The 21,201-nt window shown below is 28.7% G+C and carries 19 protein-coding genes; 4 read left to right on the plus strand and 15 right to left on the minus strand.

What is annotated here, in order from left to right:
* Positions 1 to 4 precede the first annotated feature (4 nt).
* The 7 genes from mreC to L1S46_RS07755 form a co-directional block, all read right to left on the minus strand.
* Positions 5 to 853, minus strand: coding sequence for a rod shape-determining protein MreC (mreC, locus tag L1S46_RS07725; protein WP_011967841.1), 849 nt, complete (start codon positions 851 to 853; stop codon positions 5 to 7).
* Positions 854 to 855: 2 nt separating this feature from the next.
* Positions 856 to 1,872, minus strand: coding sequence for a rod shape-determining protein (locus L1S46_RS07730; RefSeq protein ID WP_011967840.1), 1,017 nt, complete (start codon positions 1,870 to 1,872; stop codon positions 856 to 858).
* 20 nt (positions 1,873 to 1,892) lie between these two features.
* Positions 1,893 to 2,582, minus strand: a complete 690-nt coding sequence (radC, locus tag L1S46_RS07735; RefSeq protein ID WP_238861366.1) for a DNA repair protein RadC — start codon at positions 2,580 to 2,582, stop codon at positions 1,893 to 1,895.
* 51 nt (positions 2,583 to 2,633) lie between these two features.
* Entirely contained in the window at positions 2,634 to 3,200 is a 567-nt protein-coding gene (locus tag L1S46_RS07740) for a Maf-like protein (RefSeq protein WP_011967838.1), read from the minus strand.
* Positions 3,201 to 3,494: 294 nt separating this feature from the next.
* Positions 3,495 to 4,169 carry a sporulation-associated protein gene (locus tag L1S46_RS07745; protein ID WP_065415980.1) on the minus strand — a complete coding sequence of 225 codons (675 nt, stop codon included), beginning with the start codon at positions 4,167 to 4,169 and terminating at the stop codon, positions 3,495 to 3,497.
* Positions 4,170 to 4,511: 342 nt separating this feature from the next.
* Entirely contained in the window at positions 4,512 to 5,105 is a 594-nt protein-coding gene (locus L1S46_RS07750) for a C40 family peptidase (protein ID WP_077829943.1), read from the minus strand.
* A gap of 365 nt (positions 5,106 to 5,470) precedes the next feature.
* Positions 5,471 to 6,928, minus strand: a complete 1,458-nt coding sequence (locus tag L1S46_RS07755; protein ID WP_238861365.1) for an aminoacyl-histidine dipeptidase — start codon at positions 6,926 to 6,928, stop codon at positions 5,471 to 5,473.
* Positions 6,929 to 7,091: 163 nt separating this feature from the next.
* On the opposite strand from L1S46_RS07755, the gene pyk reads away from it, so the two are divergent.
* Positions 7,092 to 8,510, plus strand: a complete 1,419-nt coding sequence (gene pyk, locus L1S46_RS07760; protein ID WP_011967834.1) for a pyruvate kinase — start codon at positions 7,092 to 7,094, stop codon at positions 8,508 to 8,510.
* Between the two features lie 72 nt (positions 8,511 to 8,582).
* Here the strand turns inward: pyk and rpsA are convergent, their stop codons facing one another.
* Positions 8,583 to 9,737 (minus strand): 30S ribosomal protein S1, encoded by a 1,155-nt coding sequence (gene rpsA, locus L1S46_RS07765; protein WP_238899694.1) that lies wholly within the window; start codon positions 9,735 to 9,737, stop codon positions 8,583 to 8,585.
* Between the two features lie 367 nt (positions 9,738 to 10,104).
* Here rpsA and L1S46_RS07770 point away from each other — a divergent pair, with 367 nt between their 5' ends.
* From L1S46_RS07770 to L1S46_RS07780, 3 genes are read left to right on the plus strand one after another with little or no spacing between them, the layout of a single operon-like run.
* Positions 10,105 to 10,782, plus strand: a complete 678-nt coding sequence (locus tag L1S46_RS07770) for a hypothetical protein (protein WP_238899695.1) — start codon at positions 10,105 to 10,107, stop codon at positions 10,780 to 10,782.
* Between the two features lie 21 nt (positions 10,783 to 10,803).
* A complete protein-coding gene (locus tag L1S46_RS07775) occupies positions 10,804 to 11,454 on the plus strand; it encodes a PspA/IM30 family protein (protein ID WP_011967831.1) in 651 nt (216 codons plus the stop codon).
* Positions 11,455 to 11,464: 10 nt separating this feature from the next.
* Positions 11,465 to 12,124 carry a hypothetical protein gene (locus L1S46_RS07780; RefSeq protein ID WP_011967830.1) on the plus strand — a complete coding sequence of 220 codons (660 nt, stop codon included), beginning with the start codon at positions 11,465 to 11,467 and terminating at the stop codon, positions 12,122 to 12,124.
* 186 nt (positions 12,125 to 12,310) lie between these two features.
* On the opposite strand, the gene L1S46_RS07785 is transcribed toward L1S46_RS07780, so the two are convergent.
* The 7 genes from L1S46_RS07785 to L1S46_RS07810 all read right to left on the minus strand — a co-directional run bounded on the left by L1S46_RS07785 (position 12,311) and on the right by L1S46_RS07810 (position 21,109).
* Entirely contained in the window at positions 12,311 to 12,760 is a 450-nt protein-coding gene (locus tag L1S46_RS07785) for a CBS domain-containing protein (RefSeq protein ID WP_011967829.1), read from the minus strand.
* A gap of 118 nt (positions 12,761 to 12,878) precedes the next feature.
* Positions 12,879 to 13,790, minus strand: a complete 912-nt coding sequence (locus L1S46_RS07790; protein ID WP_011967828.1) for a 3'-5' exonuclease — start codon at positions 13,788 to 13,790, stop codon at positions 12,879 to 12,881.
* Between the two features lie 47 nt (positions 13,791 to 13,837).
* Entirely contained in the window at positions 13,838 to 15,628 is a 1,791-nt protein-coding gene (locus L1S46_RS07795; protein ID WP_077829939.1) for a MutS family DNA mismatch repair protein, read from the minus strand.
* 504 nt (positions 15,629 to 16,132) lie between these two features.
* Complete coding sequence (locus L1S46_RS07800) at positions 16,133 to 17,029, minus strand: zinc ABC transporter substrate-binding protein (RefSeq protein WP_011967826.1); 897 nt, start codon at positions 17,027 to 17,029, stop codon at positions 16,133 to 16,135.
* A 109-nt stretch (positions 17,030 to 17,138) separates the two neighbouring features.
* Positions 17,139 to 19,874, minus strand: a complete 2,736-nt coding sequence (locus L1S46_RS07805; protein WP_238899696.1) for an AAA family ATPase — start codon at positions 19,872 to 19,874, stop codon at positions 17,139 to 17,141.
* A complete protein-coding gene (locus L1S46_RS26315; RefSeq protein WP_257721956.1) occupies positions 19,864 to 19,986 on the minus strand; it encodes a hypothetical protein in 123 nt (40 codons plus the stop codon). The genes L1S46_RS07805 and L1S46_RS26315 overlap by 11 nt, the downstream gene beginning before the upstream one ends.
* Positions 19,976 to 21,109 carry a DNA repair exonuclease gene (locus L1S46_RS07810; protein WP_077829937.1) on the minus strand — a complete coding sequence of 378 codons (1,134 nt, stop codon included), beginning with the start codon at positions 21,107 to 21,109 and terminating at the stop codon, positions 19,976 to 19,978. Before L1S46_RS07810 ends, L1S46_RS26315 begins: the two co-directional genes overlap by 11 nt.
* Positions 21,110 to 21,201: the final 92 nt, after the last annotated feature.

Below are 21,201 nucleotides of genomic sequence, written 5' to 3' on the forward strand. Positions count from 1 at the left end.
ACCTCTAATTATATTTAATTTCTCTCGTATCCTTCGGAGAGACAATAAATAATTCTTCTAACTTATTAAAATCTACATATGGTTTTACAACTGCATTCTTCATTACTTTTACTTTATCTTCTTCAACTGAAATCACTTCACCAATTCTAATTTCCTTTGGATAAAGCATCCCTACTCCAGATGTCATTATTACATCGCCTTCCTTAACATCTGAATTCATCGGAAGATCATATACCTTAGCTAAGTTTTCTCCCTTACTATCTTTGAAACCTTTTATATAACCTGTAGCATCTCTGGTACTTTGATCCATAACACTTACTGCTATATTTTCATTAATCAGAGATTGAACTATACACCAATTACTTCCAACACTGGTTACTTGTCCCACTAAACCTTGAGCTGCTATAACAATCATACCCTTTTGTATATTGTCATTTTTTCCTTTATTTACCACATAACCATCTAAAAAGTTTCCACCACTATATCCTATAATATCACATGCTACATAGTTATAATTGTTTCTTTCTTCCTGAAAATTCAACACTTGTCTTAATCTATCATTTTCTTCTTTTAAATCTGAATAACTGGCTAACTCATTTTCAAGTTCTTGATTTTCTTTAATTAATTCTTTATTTTGCGCTTTTACTTCTGAAAAATTCAAGAAAAAATCTAAGGTTTCTTTAATCCTACTAGTTCCCGAATATAAGAGACTTTGCACTGGATTTAAAGTACTACCGGCACCACTTTCAATAATACTTCTATTATCCTTTCTAACTGTATAAACTATTAACCCTAAAAAGCTAACTGACAGTACTATAATAGTTACTGCCAGTTTATTCTTAAGAAGCTTCATATTTAACCTCTTTGATCTCTACTAATTTTATCAAAATCTTCTAGTGCCTTCCCTGCTCCAAGTACTACGCAATCAAGAGGTGCCTCCGCAATATGTACGGGCATATTTGTTTCTTTATTTATAAGTATATCTAATCCTTTTAGATATGCCCCCCCACCTGCTAACATTATACCTTTTTCCATAATATCTGCTGAAAGTTCTGGTGGAGTCTTTTCCAATGTTGTCTTAATTGATTCTATAATAGCATATACTGGTTCTTTTAAAGCTTCTCTAACTTGAGTTTCTGAAATTTCAACAATCTTTGGAAGGCCAGTAATCATATCTCTTCCTTTAATCTCCATGACTGTTTCTTCATCTGAAGTCCTATAAGCTGAACCTATTTCCATTTTAACTTGTTCAGCTGTTCTTTCTCCAACCATTAAGTTAAATTCTTTTTTAATATAAGATATTATTGATTGATCTAACTCATCACCAGCTATTCTAAGTGACTTACTAGTTACTATACCGCCTAATGAAATAATAGCAACTTCTGTTGTTCCACCACCAATATCAACTATCATACTTCCTGTTGGTTCACTTACTGGAAGCCCTGCTCCGATTGCTGCTGCCATTGGTTCTTCCATTAAAATAACATCTCTAGCTCCTGAAAGTTTTGTAGCTTCTTCGATAGCTCTTTTCTCAACTTCTGTAACTCCTGATGGATAACAAACTATTATTCTTGGATTTTTAAATGCATTCTTAGTTGATACTTTTTCTATTAGACTTTTCATCATTGTTTGAGCTGTATCAAAATCTGCAATTACTCCATCTTTTAATGGCCTTATAGCTACTATATTTCCAGGGGTTCTACCTATCATAAGCTTAGCTTCTGATCCAACCGCTAATGTCTTTTTAGTCATAGTGTTCATTGCAACAACAGATGGTTCTCTTAAAACTATTCCTTTACCTTTTACAAATACTAGGGTGTTTGCAGTTCCCAAATCTATCCCCATATCTTTTCCTGATCCAAAAAATCCCATTTATTTTTCCCCTTCCAATTCTATATTAGTCCTCTTTCTTTGAGGCTAACAAATTTATTATTTCCTATTATAATATGGTCTACTAATTGAATTCCTATAATATTTCCACATTCTTTAATTCTTAGTGTTATATTTATGTCTTCTCTACTAGGCGTTGGATCGCCTGATGGATGATTATGACATATAATTATCGATGCGCTATTCTTACTTATAGCTTGCTTAAAAATTTCTCTCGGATGCACAACCGACGTATTTAAACTACCTTTAAAAACATCTTTAATACCAACAACTATATTCTTGGTATTTAATAAGACAACTTTTAATACTTCTTGATTTAATTCGTTCATTTCTCCCATGAGAAGACTTGCTAGGTCTTTTGGTGAAGTTATTTTGATGTCATTATTTATTGCTTTCAATGTTCTAAATCTCTTAAAAAGCTCAGCTAAAGCTAAAACTTGTGAAGCTTTTCCTTGTTTAATACCTTTTATAGATATTATATCATCAAAACTTGCATCTAAAATACCATTTAACCCTTCTAGCTCAGATAAAAGCCTACTGCACAATTGAAGAACATTCTCTCCTTGTGTTCCAGTCCTAATTATTATTGCTAATAATTCTGAATTACTTAAAGATTCTGCTCCATAAGTTAATAATTTCTCTTTAGGTCGTTCATTTTGTGGTATGTCTTTGATTTTAAGGCTACTTTCCATATAATATATTACCTCCAAATATATGATTTCCCCTCTATCCCTAAAATATAATTATTGTATCTCTTTAAGCATAAACTTTAGCTTATTCAGTGGCAGTCCAACAACGTTGTAATAACATCCTCTTATCTCTTCAACAAATATTCCACCTATCCCCTGGATTCCATAAGCGCCAGCTTTATCTAAAGGCTCACCAGTTTTTATGTATTCTAATATTTCATCGTCGCTTATTTCAGAAAAAGTAACTTCAGTAGATAAACTCTCTTGAATCGTTAAATTTTTAGCTGTATTAATCACAACAACACCAGAATAAACCAAATGCTTTCTACCTTGAAGTGATTTTATAATATTAAAAGCATCTTCTTCATCTCTTGGTTTTCCTAGTATCATATTGTCTATGGTGACTACAGTATCAGCTGAAATTATAATCGCATCCTCATCTAGCTTATTCTTAATATTCATTGCCTTTCCTAAAGCTATGTCTTTAACATATCTATCTATAGAGCCTTCAAAAATAACTTTACTCTCATCAAAATTGCTGACAATAACATCAAAAGTCTTAATTAATCTACTTAAGAGTTCTTGTCGTCTTTCTGAAGCAGAAGCTAATATTACTTTCATATATTCACATCCTAAAATAAAGAATTTTGGCACATGAAAAATAATAGGCGAGCATGATGATCTCCCATTCTTTGAATGTACCTTATTATATATCATTGACAAATAATATATATTGTAGACATGTTAATTTTTTAACCAAAAACTATTAAATTTTAAAGGTGTAGAAATGATATTCTACCATTTCTACACCTTATAGTTTATCATTTAAGATGTTCTTAAACAAGTGTGTTATATTAAGTTATAAGTTTTTTTATATAAATGTAATTTTGTTGTAATAATTATTAACTAAATCTTTCAGTTTTTAATAAGTTTATATAACTCCTGCATATCATTACTACTGTTCGTTTTATCCATTTCATCAGGCAAATTTTTTATATAATCATATAATTGGCTTATCTTATTTGATTTGGCTGTGCTTCCTTCATTTACAATTCCATCCGTCCAGGCTTTAAATTCTGCTGTTTTTATACTCTTCACCTGATTATCTTGTAACTTATTCACAATTGTCAAAAATCCATTCATAATTTCTATGAGCTTTTTATTTTCCAAGTCATCACTAGAAGCACCTAAACTAATTTTAGCGACATCAATACTATTGGACTTGAATTCTTCTATCTTTTTTAAGCCATCTTCCTCATTGTATATTCCTGCTAAAACTCTATATTTACCATCATCTTCTACTATAAATGGCTGACAGTATTTTGATATTGCAGATAGTGATTCTTTTGCATTCTCCTCTTTTGAATAATAACCACATTGCAGTGCGATGATATTTTTTATTGCACCGTTATAGTCACCTTGAGTTGAAGCCCTTGAACTATTTATGCCTACGTTTTGTACACTCTTCCCATCAAAGACAACATTACTAATAAGCACTCCTCCAACTATAGATATCCCAACGATAACGACAACACTAAATAAAAATTTCATCCTACCTGATTTTTTATATTCATATCTTGTGTATCTCATAGTCTCCCCCCTTTTGAGCATTCCAAAAATAGCGTGTCAAAAAGTTAAGTTTTATATGTTATCAAAACTTATAGAAAACATTATAAAACAGAATAATATTATATATATTTAACCTGCTATTTTTTCAGATTTCTTATATATTAATATTTATTCTGTGAGTTACACATATATGAATTATGTTAAATAAAAAATATTATATAGGGCATATTTTAAAAATCTAAACTTATATATTAACAATATTAAAACTATAGAAAGACACATTCATACACTCCTAAGCATAATTATATATCATTTCTAACTATGATTATGTTTACATTTAGTATCTTAAGTTAACTATATCCCTTAGCAAAAAATTCTTCTTGCAGTAGCATATCTTTCTGAATAGTATCCATCACACAATGAACTTACCATTACTGGTTTTCCAGACCTTGGCGCATGTATAAATTCTCCGTTCCCAATATAAATACCCACATGACTAATTGAGCCTTCTGTATTAAAAAAAACTAAATCTCCAGCTCTTAAATTACTTTTATCCACTTTGCTCCCTACATTTACTTGTGTATATGTAGTTCTTGATATATCTACACCAAATTTATTATAAACATATTGTGTTAATCCTGAACAATCAAAAGCATTTGGACCAACCGCTCCATAAACATATGGCTTTCCTAAAAACTTATATGCATAATTTACGACTTCATTTCCCTTACTAATTGCTCCTCTTGATACTGAATCTTCACCATTTGATACTGTTTCTGAATCTGATGGTGCTTTTATCACCTTAGCTGTTTTAAGTTCACTAGTCTTAATTGTAATTCCTCTATTATGTGTTAATGTAGTATCAGCTTTGGCATGTTGCATATTAATAAGAAAAACTCCCGAAAAAATAAAAGTTGTAATTACACATTTCATAAGCCTATTATTTTTAATTTTCATCTTAAATTCCTCTCCATACCTAATCTATATTACCATAAAAGGCACTTTAGTTATCGTTTACACCTTACTGCAAATTTTAAAACATGTTTCTAGTATAGTGATAAGCTAGGTAAAGGTCAAACTTTTTATACTTTTATATTCTTATTTATACCGAAATATCTCTAATTTCCTCAATATTGCTATCAATAATGGTCATTTACTGTAAATTTATAATTTTCTGACTTTTGTTTTACATTTTGTTATTTCTTACTCATTATCTTTTTTATAAATAAACTTAAAACTCAAAATCCTGAGAATAATAAAAAAAACAGTAAGTTATCCAATAAATTTTCTGGTTAACTTACTGTTCTAATTAATTTTTTATACTAATTTCTAATTTCCTTAAGAACTTCTACTAAATATTCAAAGCATCTACAAGTAGAAGATATACTTAAATGTTCATTTGGAGTGTGTATATCAATGATATTAGGCCCAAAACTAATCATATCTAAATCTCCAAGTCTTTCCTTAAGTATCCCACATTCTAATCCGGCGTGGATAGCTACAACTTCTGCTTCTTTTCCATACATTCTAAGGTATACATCTTTGCATATATCCCTTATTTTTGAATCACTTTTATATGGCCATTCTGGATATCCTGCGGCAGACTCAAATGTACCTCCCATAATTTCAGTTAAACATTTATTTCTTTCAACTATTTCTTCTTTCAATGAAAACACAGAACTTCTAACAGCACTATGATATTTTATATCACTTTCATTGGTTGTTACCACTCCAAGATTTGATGAACTTTCCACTAATCCTTCTATTTCAGAACTCATTGTGTTTACACCATTTGGATACAAATATGATAAACTAATTGCTTTAGTTGTAGTATCATCTGAAAATACTTTTTCTATTTTATCTTTACTTTCAGATAATGTTATCTTAAGTCCTGGATCTTTTGTGCTCAATTCTTTAGAAATATCACTATCTATCTTTGTTTTAGCTTCAATCAGTTCTTTTTCCTTTGATTGATCAATTGAAATAACCGCCATAGCTTCTCTTGGTATTGCATTATCTTTTGCTCCACCTTTTAATGAAACTAAATTAAAAGATACCTTATTTAAGATTTCCCTTAATACTCTTGCCATTAATTTATTTGCATTTCCTCTTTCTAAATGAATTTCAGCTCCTGAATGTCCTCCAGCTAATCCTTTAACTTCAATCACATATTCTTTTGTATTTTCTTTTTTATTTGTCCATTCAATAGGCAAAGTAGATTCAGTTCTAATTCCACCAGCACAGCTGACCCAAAGTTTTCCCTCTTCTTCTGAATCTAAATTCAAAACAATTTTTCCATCTAAATCTTTTGATCGTACAGCTTTAGCTCCAGTCATTCCTGTTTCTTCATCTGTTGTTATTAATACCTCTATAGCAGGATGTTCTATCGATGTGTCCTCCAATATTGCCATCGCATAAGCAACAGCAATTCCATCATCTCCTCCAAGAGTTGTATTATCTGCATATATATAATCATCTTTGACCACTAAACTTATTGGATCTTTTTCAAAATCATGAATTTTATCGTTATTTTTCTCACACACCATATCCATATGACCTTGTATTATAACTGTTGGAGCTTTCTCATACCCTTTTGATGCAGGTTTTTTAATAATAACATTTAGGGCATCATCTTGAATACATTCTAATCCTAAACTCTTTCCAAAGCTCAATAAATAATCACTTATTTGCTTCTCATTTCCAGAACCTCTTGGTATCTTACTTATTTCATTAAAATGATAAAAAATTCTTTTCCCCGTAATATTCTCTAAATTTTTCATTCTACTCTCTTCCTTTCATCAATTATATGATAGAATATGATTATACATATCTTTTCTTAGTTTATCATAAAATATTGCTATATTATGTATATTTTTATTATTTTATGATTAATTATTTCACACACTATAATATATATACAAAATTTTAATGTGAGGTGTTTATATGCAAAAAACAAAAATGATTTTTACTATTGGTCCAGCAAGCGATAATGAGGAGACTTTAAGAAAGTTCATTGAAATTGGGATGAGCGCTGCAAGATTAAACTTTTCTCATGGTACACATGAAACACACAAAGAAAAAATCGAACTAATCCAACGCCTAAGTAAAGAAATGAATTCTGCAACAGCTATAGTTCTTGATATTAAAGGTCCAAAAATCAGAACTCATAACTTTGTAAACGATGGTGTAACTCTTAATGACGGTGACGATTTCGATTTCATATGTGGTGAAGAAATTCTTGGTGATGAGAAAAGATGCTCAATCTCATATGATGTACTTTATCAAGATATAAAAGTTGGTGGAAAAATTCTTGTTGATGATGGCCTTCTAAAATTTAAAGTTACTGGTGTTGAAGGCAAAACAATTCATACAAAAGTTGTTGTAGGTGGTGAAATTAAAAATCATAAGGGCGTAAATGTACCTAATGTAGTTATTAAATTACCATCAATTACAGAAAAAGATATAGAAGATATAAAATTCGGATGCAAAATGGGCGTTGATTTTATTGCTGCATCTTTCATAAGAAAAGCCAGTGATATCTTAGATGTAAAGAAAGTTCTAAAAGAAAACCATGGGGAACATATAAAAGTAATAGCTAAAATCGAAAACCAAGAAGGTGTAGATAATATAGATTCTATCATCGAAGTAACTGACGCTGTAATGGTTGCCAGAGGAGATATGGGTGTTGAAATTCCAATTCAAAAAGTGCCTATAATACAAAAAATGATAATTAGAAAATGTAATGAAGCTGGTAAAGTTGTTATAACTGCAACTCAAATGCTTGATTCAATGATTAGAAATTCACTTCCAACTAGAGCTGAAGCTAGTGATATTTGTAACGCTATTTTTGATGGAACTGATGCAATCATGTTAAGTGGAGAAAGTGCTTCTGGTTGTTTCCCTATAGAAGCAGCAAAGACAATGTCAAAAATTGCTCAAGAAGCTGAAGAATACTTAGATTATAATCACTTAACTGCAAGACTTAGAGAACCATCACTTACTGACTACGCAGCTGCAATAAGTTATTCAGCATGTAGAACAGCTAACATCTTACATGCAAAAGCTATAGTGGCAGCAACTAAGAGCGGTGCTACTGCAAGACTACTTTCAAGATACAGATCAAAGGCTCCAATTATAGCTATAACACCTTACGAACAAGTAAGAAAAGGATTAAGCTTAAACTTTGGAATCTTCCCAATGCCTTGTAAAATGTTTAACTCAACAGATGAAATATTAACAGAAGCTAAAAACACAGTATTTAGTCTAAATTTCACACAACCAGGAGACGATATAATAGTTGCTGCCGGAATGCCAACAACTCAAACTGGTGGAACTAATATGTTAAAAATAGAAAAGATTTAATCAAAAAATTCAAAATGAAACAAGTATGGATGATTATCCATACTTGTTTTTCATATTTAAACTTCTGTTAATTTACTCAAATTTAAACCCTTTAAGTAATTCTCCTAAGGAAGTTCCACTTTCATCACTGTTGTCAATGTAATCAAGATATTCTTTATTAGTTTCTACAGCTTCCTTTATGCTCAATGCTATTCTTTTTTCTTCCCTATTGATACTTAGCACCTTAACTTTTACTTTTTGATTAGATTCCAATACATCTGAAGACTTTGCAATATGTTCGTCTGTAATCTCTGTTATATGAACTAAGCCTTCTATACCATCAAATAACTCAACAAACGCACCAAATGTAGTAAGACGTACAACCTTTCCTTCAAGTATATCTCCTTCATTAATGTCATTGCTATGAACTGTCCATGGCTCTTTAGTTACATCTTTTAATATTAATGATAATCTTTCATTTTTTCTATCAACACTACCTATAAATACCTCTACATTATCTCCCTCTTTAACTATATCTTCAGGCCTATTTACTCTCTCCCATGATAAATCCGAAATATGAATTAATCCTTCTACTCCTCCAATGTCAACAAAAGCTCCGAACTTAACTATTTTCTTAACAACACCGTTTCTTTTCTCTCCCTCTTTTAGATCATCCCATATATTTTTCTTATTTTTGTTATATTCTTCTTCTTCAATAATTCTTCTTGATGCTATAACTTTTTTGTTCTTAAAGTCTAATTCAGTAATTCTAACATCTAAATCTCTTCCTACTAAACTACTCAGCTCAATTCTTTCTCTGCTTGCAAGAGAGCCTGGAATAAACACTCTTACGTTACCATAGTATGCAATTACTCCACCCTTAATTTCTTCTTTCACATGTACTTTAATATTCTTTTTTTCTTTGAAACATTCACTTAACTCTTCTCTATCCTTTATTTCTAAAGCTTTTATTAAAGAAAGTTCAACATACCCCTCACCATCATTGGGAGACAGAACATAAACATAAATTTCATCATCTTTACTGACTACTTCCCTTGGATCCCTGTCATCTATGGATACCTCTTCTTTAACTATTAATCCATCGAAAGCATAATCTATATTAACCGAAACCTCCTTATCGTTTACATCTATAACCTTACCTTTTAATACATCTCCTCTATTTAGCCTTTTTACATCATATTGATTTAAAAGTTCGCTCATATTGCTTTCTAATTCTTCATTGGACATAGTATAATTCACTCCTCATTATAATTTTTCTTACTTACAATAATAGTCTAATAGAATCTTTTACACAAGTACGGTTTATTCTTCTACAAATATAATTATAATATAATCATTTTAAATTTAATCCTCATATTATCTTAATATAAAAATCCATATTGTTTTAATCTAATTATTCCCAAAATTATTTGCAATTTCATTATACAGTATCAAATACCATTTAAAAAGATATGAAATAACTATTATAAAGGAGAGATAATAACCTTTATTACGATATACAATTATAATCATCCTTTTTAGTCTTTTTTCATCGCTTTTCCATATTGTGTATAAGGAATCTTTTTTATATAATAAGTACATAATCTTTTAAGGGGTGATCACTATTCGTAAGATTAAAAAAAAATATGTTTTAACCATTTTTTTAACATTCATATTTATATTTTCTAATTTATCTTTAGATGCTATGTCATTTATAGGTATAAATACATCTAACAATACTACAGTCGCCTTTGCTAAATCAACTGGTAGTAGCAGTCGATCAAGCTCCAGCGGCAGCAAATTTAGTTCTGGCAGTTCAAAATCAAGTAATGGATTTAGTTCGGGATCTTTTAGTGGATCAAGTTCTTCTAGTAAATCCTCAACAAACACAAGTGGTGATTCAAGTAGTTCAAAGAGTGGTGAAGGATTTAAATCTGGTAATTTTTCGAATAGTGATTCTTCAAACTCAAATTCAAAGAATTCTTCTTCATCTTCAAGTAGTGGTGGATCACAAGGATTTAGTAGCGGTTCTTATTCTACAACTGATAGAAGTAGAACCACTGACCCTTCAACTTCTTCTAATACAAATGATAATAAAAATACTAATACTCAAACATATAATAGTGGTTCCAACAGACATTCATTCTGGCCATTCTTTGGTGGAGGATACTTTTATAGACCATTTTATTTTGGTTCACCAGCAAGTTCATTAATTAACACCTTAGTTTTAGCTGGAATATTCGTACTAGCTATTATATTAATAAAAAAATATTTAAATAATAAAAGAAAATAAAAATTATTTGGAGGTATAGGCATGGGAATTTTTTCAAGGATGTCAAATATGATTAAGGCAAAAGTAAACAACTCATTAGATGAAATGGAAAATCCAGTTGAATTATTAGACCAAAAACTAAGAGATATGGATGAACAATTCAATAAAGCAAAATTAAGTTCAGCTCAAATTTTAGGTAATGTTCATGAAATTGAGAAAAAACTAGATTCTGCTAAAAAGGAATCTGAAGATTATGATCAAAAGGTTAGATTAGCACTAAGCAAAGGAAATGAAGAATTAGCTAAAAGAGCATTAGCTAAAAAAGTTGAAACAGATAAAAAGGCTGCTTCTCTACAAGCAAGCTATGATAATGCTAAAATACAAGCAGATACTTTAAAGGCAAACTTACGTGCTTTAGAAGAAGAAATAACAAAAACTAGGAGTTACAGAGATGAGGCAGCTGCAAGATTTGCAAATGCTGAGGCTTCTCAAAAAGTTAATGAAGTTCTTGCTAATGTTCAAACTAAAAATAACTCAATACAAATTGATAGTATAGAAAGAAAAATTCAACGTAAAGAATCTCTTGCTCAAGGTTTAGGTGAATTAAGAGACCTAGATGATTTTGATAGCGAATTTAAGAAATTAGATGAAGTTGATTTGGATCTTGAATTAGCAAAATATAAATCTAATTAGGTGATAAAACATGGATAATGATAAGGACCTAAATTTTATTAACGAAGAACGAAGGTATTGGGGCAAAATTTATACAGATATAACTTATGCTATAAGTGAAATATCCCCATTTATTTCAGAAAGAGATTCAAAGATAAGAAAATATTTCTCTAAATCACCTATTCTTAAGGACTATATGAAGCTTTTAGATTCTGCTGAAGCTGACTGCAAGAAAAAATCCTTATTTTCAATGTTTAAATCTAGTCCTAGCATAAACTTACTTCAAGATTTTAAAGCTAAAAATAGAGAAAACTTTAAACAGTTAGAAAAATGCTCTCATTGTGAATGCTTGAGTTGTGCATTTGATTGTAATTTCAAAAAATGTTCAAGCTGTAGAAGCGGTTCTCTAATTTGCTCCTGTGATAAAGAAAGAGTCAATGTAAGAAAATTTGATAATTTTATGCTAGAACTTACTAACAACGATACCGGTATCTCTTCAAAATATAATGTTTTAGCTGTCGTTGAAGACTGTACTTTAGATAATTTGTATATTCTTCTAGAAAATTTCAACAACTCTAATGATAAGCTAGTACTATACTATTACCCTGGAATAAAAGAAGATAGTTACGGAGAGATAACTGATCCCAACGAATTTGATTTTGTAGTAGAAACTTATCAAAATGCAGAGTAGTACTATTAAAAATCTATTATCTAATAATATAGAAGTTATAGTTCAAAATTGATTTATAAAAGCAAATCTTTCTCAGAATAAAATGGAGATACGTATCTTTATGATAAAGATACGTATCTCCATTTTTACTAGTTACTCATAAGTTTAAATTTTCAAAATGAATATGATTCTTATATCTATAATACTTTAACCTTCATCATACATTGAAAATTGTTGTATTTCTAATTCTTTTCTCTTTTCCATCTCATTGAAACAATAATTTATTATATCACTTCTTTTTATTATCCCTATAAAAGTACCATCATCATCTGTTACAGGCACAAAATTTTGACTTACAGCTAACGATATTAAGCTTTCTATATTTGAAGTTATAGAAACAGACCTATGAGTTGTTTTTCTATAAATGTCTTTAACTTTAACAGATTCTATGTTTTTAAAATTCAAATTATGTGTATTTTTTAGCTTCCACAATAAATCTCCTTCTGTTAGCGTTCCAACATATTTTCCTTCTCTATCTATAATAGGAATAGCTGTATATCCGTAGCATTCCATTTTCTCCATAACTTGTTTCATAGTTGCATCTTGATTTTCACATATAACTTCATTTTTGGGTGTAAGAAAAAAGGCTATATTCATAAATAAAATCCTTTCATTCAATGTATTCGTTTTGTTCTTCTTCACAAAACTATTTTATCATATCTCGGATTAAATTTCTTTAACTAAATTCTTACTTATTTCTGAATATATACTGAAATCACCTTTTTTTCTCACTATTCTCTAACTTATAGATATAATTTAAGTACGCTTCATCTTTCAATACACTATTAACTTCGTTATATCCATTCTCTCCTTGAAGAGTCTTTTTAACCAGAACTTCGCATAAAACATTGCACTTACATTTCGGACAAGTGCCTACAGCTGCAAATCTCCAATTTAAAAGCTTTATAGGAGTTTGTAAATCAATTTTTTTCCCACACTTAGGACACTTTAGCATTAATTTTTCTTCTTTTATTTTTATACTCTCAAGATCTGATACCTGTATGGCAGGCATATTATATATATCTTTAACTATATAATTTTTTATCACTCTAGAATTATATACTCTTCTAAATACCTCTACGGTATATTTTGCATCATTTAAAGCATCATGTAATTTTGTATCATCTACTTTAATTTTCAATTCATCTAAAGCTGACTTAAGCCCCAATGCTTTTTTATGAGCTAAAATTTTAGTAACATATTCTTGAATATCGAGATATTCATTTAACCATCTTAAATCATTATAATTATAATGATGGGCGTTAATAATTAATTCTGCAACGTCATCCTTTGCCCATGAACATAAAACATCTCCATCTTCAAACATATCCTTTAATTTACTTATAGCTTCTTCAAAAGATACTCCTTTTTCATTAAGTATATCCATATCTATTTTAGTGATTTCTGTTACTATTGGATTAATTACCGGAAATATTTTAGGCTTAATATATTCCCTAATTTCTTTTATAGGTTTCATATATTTATCTACTTTTACTGCACCTATTTCTATAATTTCATTTTCTAAACTTATTGAATCAAACTCGCCATATTTTTCAAAAAAATCTTTTTGATAATTAGTTATATTTTTTAAATTATTAAATTCTAAGTCAATAATAATGTACCCCATGCTTAATCCTTTCTAATGCTAATTTTTAATTCTTTAAACTCAATTATTTATACTTCTATCCCTGCAAGCTTCATTAAATGAATTGCATTTTGTGTTGTACTTCTTCCTTCTCTAAGAATATAGTCAAATTTGATTTTATTATTTTCATAAAATTCTCTAAAATTATAATTTATTATCTCTTCACTTTCATTTTCTAAATCACATAATTCAAAGTCATGAGTAGAAACAAGCCCAACCCCTCCGTATTTAATTAATTGTTTAATCAATACAGATGCACCAGTATGCCTATCTCTTGAATTAGTTCCCTTAAATATTTCGTCTAGTAGAAAAAATACACTTTCTCCTCTTTTACATGCCTCTATTAATATTTTTATTCTTAAAATTTCTGCATAAAATGACGAAATATTCTCTTCTAAATTATCTTTTGTTCTCATGCAAGTGTATATCTTCATAATTCCACAAGAAAATTTATCCGCATGCACTGGTGCTCCGATGTAACTTAAAACCAGATTAGTACCAAGTGTTCTTAAAAATGTACTTTTTCCAGACATATTGGAACCCGTGATTAAAGAAACCTTTTGATTACCAGTCATCAAAAATGTATTTTCAACTGCTTTTTCTCCTAATAAAGGATGACCTATATTCACTGCAGTTATTTCATTTTTATCTAAAATAACAGGATACGTCCAATTTTCATTTTCAAATGGCAAATTACATACACTAACTAATGCATCTATTTTATGCATTACTTCTAACCAACCTTTAAGTTTATTCCCATTCTTTTCTCTCCATTTTTCTAAACTTCTTAATAGGAATACATCAGAAAATAATAGTATATTAAATAACAGATAATATGCATTATATGAACTATTTCCTATCCAATCCAAGATATTAGAAAAAGCTTTCATCTCTTCCTTACAACTTAATTTATCACTTTTCAACTTTCCTTGTAAATTCTTTAAATATTGTGAATCAAAATTTTCTTCTTCTATTAGAAATAAAATTTTACTATACCCATATATGCTATTTTTTATGGATTCAAATAATTTAATCTCTGTACCCATGCTTTTAGATAACACTTTAACAACGATAAAGTTCACCATAAGATTTAAAAGTAGAAATGATTGTGGTATTACCTTTACTATTGCTAAATATATCGAGAAAATTGTTACTAAAATAAAAGTACATGCAATAACAATTCTCAGCGGACTTGATGATTCTGTCCCTTCACTCCAATTAATTAAGTTATCTAAGTCTATATCTTTTGATTTTTTCAAACTGCCCTCAAGAACTAAATTTTGCCTCCAGACAGCTTTACTACTCAATTCCTTTACAGCTTCTTGTCTTTCAGCAATATCAAGCTTATTCAAATTCCCTTCATTTTTTAGTAATTTTACTAGTTCTTCTCTTCCTCCTTTAGTTACTGTATCATTAATATATTGAAAAATCGAGTTATTGCCAAATACGTCCAAATCATCTATAAATGGATGCTTATAGTCCAAATACTCTGAACCAGAATCCTCGAAACTCGTAAAATCGCCACTTAATCTTTTTATTCCCTTCTCATTAATTTTCATTATCGTATTTATCTTTTCTCTGTATTGAATTATATTATTGTGATAAAATATCAAAACAATAAAGATACCAATAAAAAATATAGTTGAGATCAATATTAGATTTAATTTATTCTGACTATATAAAATATAATCAGTTAATACCCCTAAAATCACTACAAACAACCTGCTCCATCCAATAATTTTCACCTTATAGTTCAGGTCTTTTGTTTGTCTTAAACATCGTTGTATGTTCTCTTTATAAAATTCTTCTGCTAAACTCATAATTCCTCCTAACATAATAATTTTATTTTTATAAGCAATCTTTTTGTTGACTATAAACTAAACTTCGTAATTTAAATTTAAACAAAACTCAAATAATTAATATAAATTAAACTATTGTTCCAATTCTATATCACAAATAAAATAAAGCTCATTAAGCTATCTTATTTTTAATTCAGGATATTTTAATCTACCTTGTTATCTTGTGCAATCTATTTTATTATTACCTCATATCCATTTTAGCTGTATGTAGTGAGTAATTCATATATAAAATACATATTCCATAAGTATAATATTACCATAATAAATTCGATTTATATTCCTTTGTTTAAATTATTTTTTCATTAAACTTATAGATATTATTAAAACACTAAGATAATTTTTTTATTTAAGTCAGAGACATCTACCTAATATGTGATTTTATTAACTCCAAGGATTAAAATTAAAAGGATTATTTCCAATATAACCTTGAAAATAATCCTCAATCTTTATTAAAGTTAATCTAGTCTATTCTTTAGATAAGCACTTGTATATCTCATCCAAATTGTATCTCATAGCTTCTATATAATTTTTGTCATCTTCTTTTGATTCTAATGTAAGTATTGGAACTACATCAGCTTGAACTTCTTTTGCTAAAGTTTCCGAAACTTTAGGACTCGCTAACGACTCTGAAAAAACAGTCTTTATATTATTATCTTTACAAAAACTTACTAAGTCTTTTAATTGCTTAGGAGTTGGCTCACCCTCTGCAAATAAATTTTCTACTGATTTTTGAGTTAATCCGAAGTCTCTGCATAAATATCCAAATGCAGCGTGACCTGTTATGAAATTTTTCTTACTTAATGTATCAAATTTGGGTTTATATTCACTATATAAACTCTCTAATTCCTCTTTAAATTTATTGTAGTTTTCTTCATAATAATCCTTATTTTTCTCATCTAACTTTACTAGTGTATCTTTTATATTACTTGACTGGATTTCAGCATTTTTTAAACTTAGCCAAGCATGTGGATCAACCGCATCCCCCTCTTGCCTGGTTTCTATACCAGTACTTGAATCTACAACAATTACATTAGTATTCTTAATAGCTTCATTTACTTGACCTACCCATTCTTCCATGCCTAAGCCATTATAAATAAACGCATTACTCTTTGTTAATTCCTGAAAATCTTTGGTTTTAGGCTCATAATCATGTGGCTCCATATTATCAGGAACTAGACATATAACATCGGCTTTATCACCAGCTATCTTCTCTGCGAATTCTTTTAATGGATATATTGAAACTGCAATTTTTAATTTATCTTCAGTTTTGTTTTGTATTCCAGTATTTGCATTAGCTCCACATCCGATTAGCATAAAACTTACTAATACCGCTAGCGCTCCCGAAATTATTTTCTTCTTCATATTATACCTCCAGTTTGCATCTGATTTGCATTTGCAACTCTGTTTATAATATTACTGTTAAAGTTTAAATATGTCAAGATTAGTTAAATATTAATTTAGGATAGTATTATCAATTCAAATTAATTAAATTATAATCATACTTATTTCTATCAAGAATAATCTTTTCTATTTTTTGACATGTAAGGAAAATTACTTGCTCAAAATTTTCATTCATAAGAAGATTTAGTGCCCGCTCTCTTCTCTCATCATCATATTGGACAAGAGCATCATCTAAAAATATTGGGATTCTTTTATTTTTAAACAACATATTTATAAATGATAACCTTAATGCTAAATACAGTTGATCCTTAGCACCATTGCTTAGTATTTCCCCTTCGAATAGTATTCCTTTATTTCTAATCTTTAGCTTATAGTCTTCTGATATCTTAGCTTCTTCGTAATCATCATTTGTTAAGAAATTAAATTTCTTTATAATTTTCTTATTCATATCTGGTCCAATATTCTTTTTTATCTCATCAAATGCTTCTTGAATCAAATTACTAGCTAACTCTAATGCTTTAAATTCTTTCTCCAACTTTTTAGTTTTTTCTTCATTCATTAATATTTCTTCTTCTATCTCTGAAATTTCCCTTTTACCTAAATACCTTTTTTCTATAAGATGTTCTAAATCCTTTATCTCCTTCTCGATTTTCAACAATTCATTAGACTTCGCTCTAATCTCTGAGTCTATTTCTTCTTCAGATTCATAAGAATAGTTTATGTCCTGACTAATAATTTGTTTCATTTCTTCCTTTATTTCATCTATATTTCTATCTTTTATTAAAACCTTATATGTTTCCTCTACACTTTTCAATGCACTTTTAATTTCATTCATTTTATTTATTTTTTCTTTATACTCTCTCAACTTAACATGCATATCTACTATTTCTATATTTTCTAATCCAAGTACATGAGTTTTTTTTCTTATCTCATCATCTTTATCAGCTAATTGTTCATTTATATTTTCTATATCCTTATTAATTGTATTAATCTCGTATTCCTTTATAAGTATTTCTTCTTTTTGTTTTTCATAGAATTCCAATTGTTCTAGCACCTCATCTAAAGACTTGCATCCTAAAACATTATACAAAGATGCTATCACACCTTTATTTCTATTATAATTTGATTTTAATTTAGTAATATCGTATCTGTTAATCTCCTCTTCCTTATTTTTTATTAATAAAATCATATTATCTTTATAATCTATATACTTATCATATTGATTTATCTTACTAATAAAATCTTCATAAGATACTGAATTAGTTTTGTTTATATAAACATCTAATCTTTTTTCATATTCTTCTATTCTTTCTTTTAGCTCATCAATTGATATATTATTTTTCCTAAAAATCTCTGAACTTTTAATTAATAAGGAATATTTGAAATATACTATTCCTATTATAATAAATATAGGTATAAATATAATCATAATGGGAATTATTTGCTTCAACATACTGTATATAAAAGCAGAAATGCAAATTGCTCCAATAAAATAAATACAATTTATTTTTTTATTTAAGCTATTTAAGTCTCCTTCCGACTTACTATAATCCTGATTCTCCATTTTATATTTTAATTCCTTTAATCCTTCTTTATAAGAATTAAGTAATCTCTCTATTTCTTCTCTATTATTTTTTATAAAATCTAAGTTACTAATGCTAGAAGCCTGCTTGCTTATATCCATCTTGAATCCAGCTATTGAATTTTTTATATTTATGATATCATTAAGTTTTTCTTCTAAATTCCTCTGGTCAACTTTTAATGTATATATTTTTTCTTTTATATTACTTCCCATCGAAGAAAAAACTTTATAATTTATCATTTTTTCGTTTTTTACTCTTAATTCTTCTTCTGATTTATAAAGTTTATTTAACTTTTCTTGTTTTACGTCTAATAAACTTAGATATCTAGCACACCTTTCATTAATTTCATCCAAATATTCAGCTGTTATATATTCCTCACCCTTTTTAAGTTCTTCGATTATTGCATCCTGTTTTCTTTTAAGCTGCTCCCCTTTAACTAAATAGCTACTTATTTCTTTGTAGTCTTTTTGAAGTTTTATCTTCTTAATGTACTTTTTATATAAATCTAGCTTTTGAATTTGTTCTTTTATGTTGCTTTTAACATCTTTCTTCCTTAATAAGTTTTCCTCATTTTGCACGTTTTCTTCAGCTAATTTATATGCTTCCCATAACTCTGTTTTTAGTGAATTATTTTTCTCTTTTAATAAATCAATCTCTCCACCTTTTCTTATTCCTAGCAATTGCTTCTTCTTCTTTTCTAATTTCTCAATTACTTTTTTTACAGAAGTATTTTCATCTCCAACATTGTAAACATTGGTTAGCTTCTCCATTATTTCTTCTTCTTTATCTTTGGATATAACTACTCCTAATTGTCCTATAAATAACGTCTTTATAAAAGTAGATAAATTTATATCGAAGAAATACCTTCCCGGCTCATTTTTATATTCTATTTGTAAGCTCTCTCCCGTTATTTCATCTAAGATTTCGCATTCATCTTCTTTTTTTGTTATACCAAATCTTCTTTTTATAATGTAGCTTTTTCCTTCATGTTCTATTATTAATTCTCCAGAAATATTCTCTCCAGATAGAGGCATGTATCTTTTTCTATCGTTTAGTTTACTTCTAGAATTTTCAATCCCATACAGCCATATCTTGATAAAATTCTCAATTGAACTTTTTCCCTTTTCGTTTTTTCCATAAATTAAATTGAATCCTCTGCTTAAATCTAGGCTTTTATCTTTAATCCCTGCAAAAGCTTTTATATTTATTTTTTTAACTATCAAAAGCTTTCACCTCTTTCATAAAATTTACTTGAATACAATTTCTTTCGATACTATTTTCGAATATATTAATTCTATAATTTATAAATATCTCTTTAATCAATTTACATCTCATTAATTCTTACCTCTTCACCTGAGATGCTTTGAATTCCTATCTTTAAAGCCAAAGAAATAATTTCTCTATCTTCCTCCGTTGTAACATTCTGTAGCTCTTCATATATTTTTTTTGCAAATATGCTTTTTAATGAGTAGCCTTTTATCAATTCGGTTATATCTAACTTAATTTCACTTTTGTCAATAATCTTCACAAAATAGAATTCATCTTTAAGTAGTTCTTCAAGTAATTCTTCACTTAATGAAAATTCATCAGATATTTGCCCTTTTAAAATAATCTTATAAAAATTATTCTTTCTATCATCCTTAGGTATTTCTGATATAATTCTATTTTTTACTTCGTTATATCCAAAGCACCTGTCAATATTTATTCCCTTCTCATAGTAATTTCTTACTGATGTTCTAATAAACCGGCTTTCTACAAATCTATTCTTAATCTCTAATAATACTATTCCTTTATCTTCAAGCTCATCAAACCCCCTTCCTTGAGGGCATCCGCTATAACTGTAATATGTGTTACCTATCTTCTTAACTTCCGAAAACTTATGTCTATGTCCTAGTGCTATATAATCCAAATCGCTTTTAATTATATCTTCTTCCATAATTGGATTGTAATTATTTCCTTCCTTTACACTAGAAACTTCTCCATGTATAACCATTATGTTGTTATATTCGTTGATTCTCTCAACATCTTTTAATAAAGATTTACTGACATGTGTGGTATTAAACCCAGCTCCCCAAACAACAGTCTTTAAATCCTCTAATATTACTTTTTCAACACTTCCTTTAAAAATATGAACATTACTTGGCCAATCTACAATGCTATAGAAAGATTTTTCATTAAAAGGATCATGATTTCCAGGACTTATAAAAACTTTTACCTTGCTAATATTTTCAAAACAGCTTTTTATAAAATGAAGTGTAGTTTTCTTTACAGATAAATTATCAAATACATCTCCTGCTATTAGTAAAATATCTATTTCTTCATTTAAAGTTATTAGCATTATGTTCTCAAAAACTTGTTTTAATTCTTCTTTACTCTTTAGTGCTAGCTTTGGTGTCATTCCACTAAAAGGAGTATCAAAATGTATATCTGCTATATGTAAAATTTTAATTTTTCTCATACTATCACACCTAAACTTTTTTATATAACGAACTTTTGTTCTAATTTTACCACGAAATTTGCGAACAGTCCAAAATGATTATTATGCACGTT

This window comes from Clostridium sp. YIM B02500 (genome assembly GCF_022324665.1).
GTDB lineage: Bacteria > Bacillota > Clostridia > Clostridiales > Clostridiaceae > Clostridium > Clostridium beijerinckii.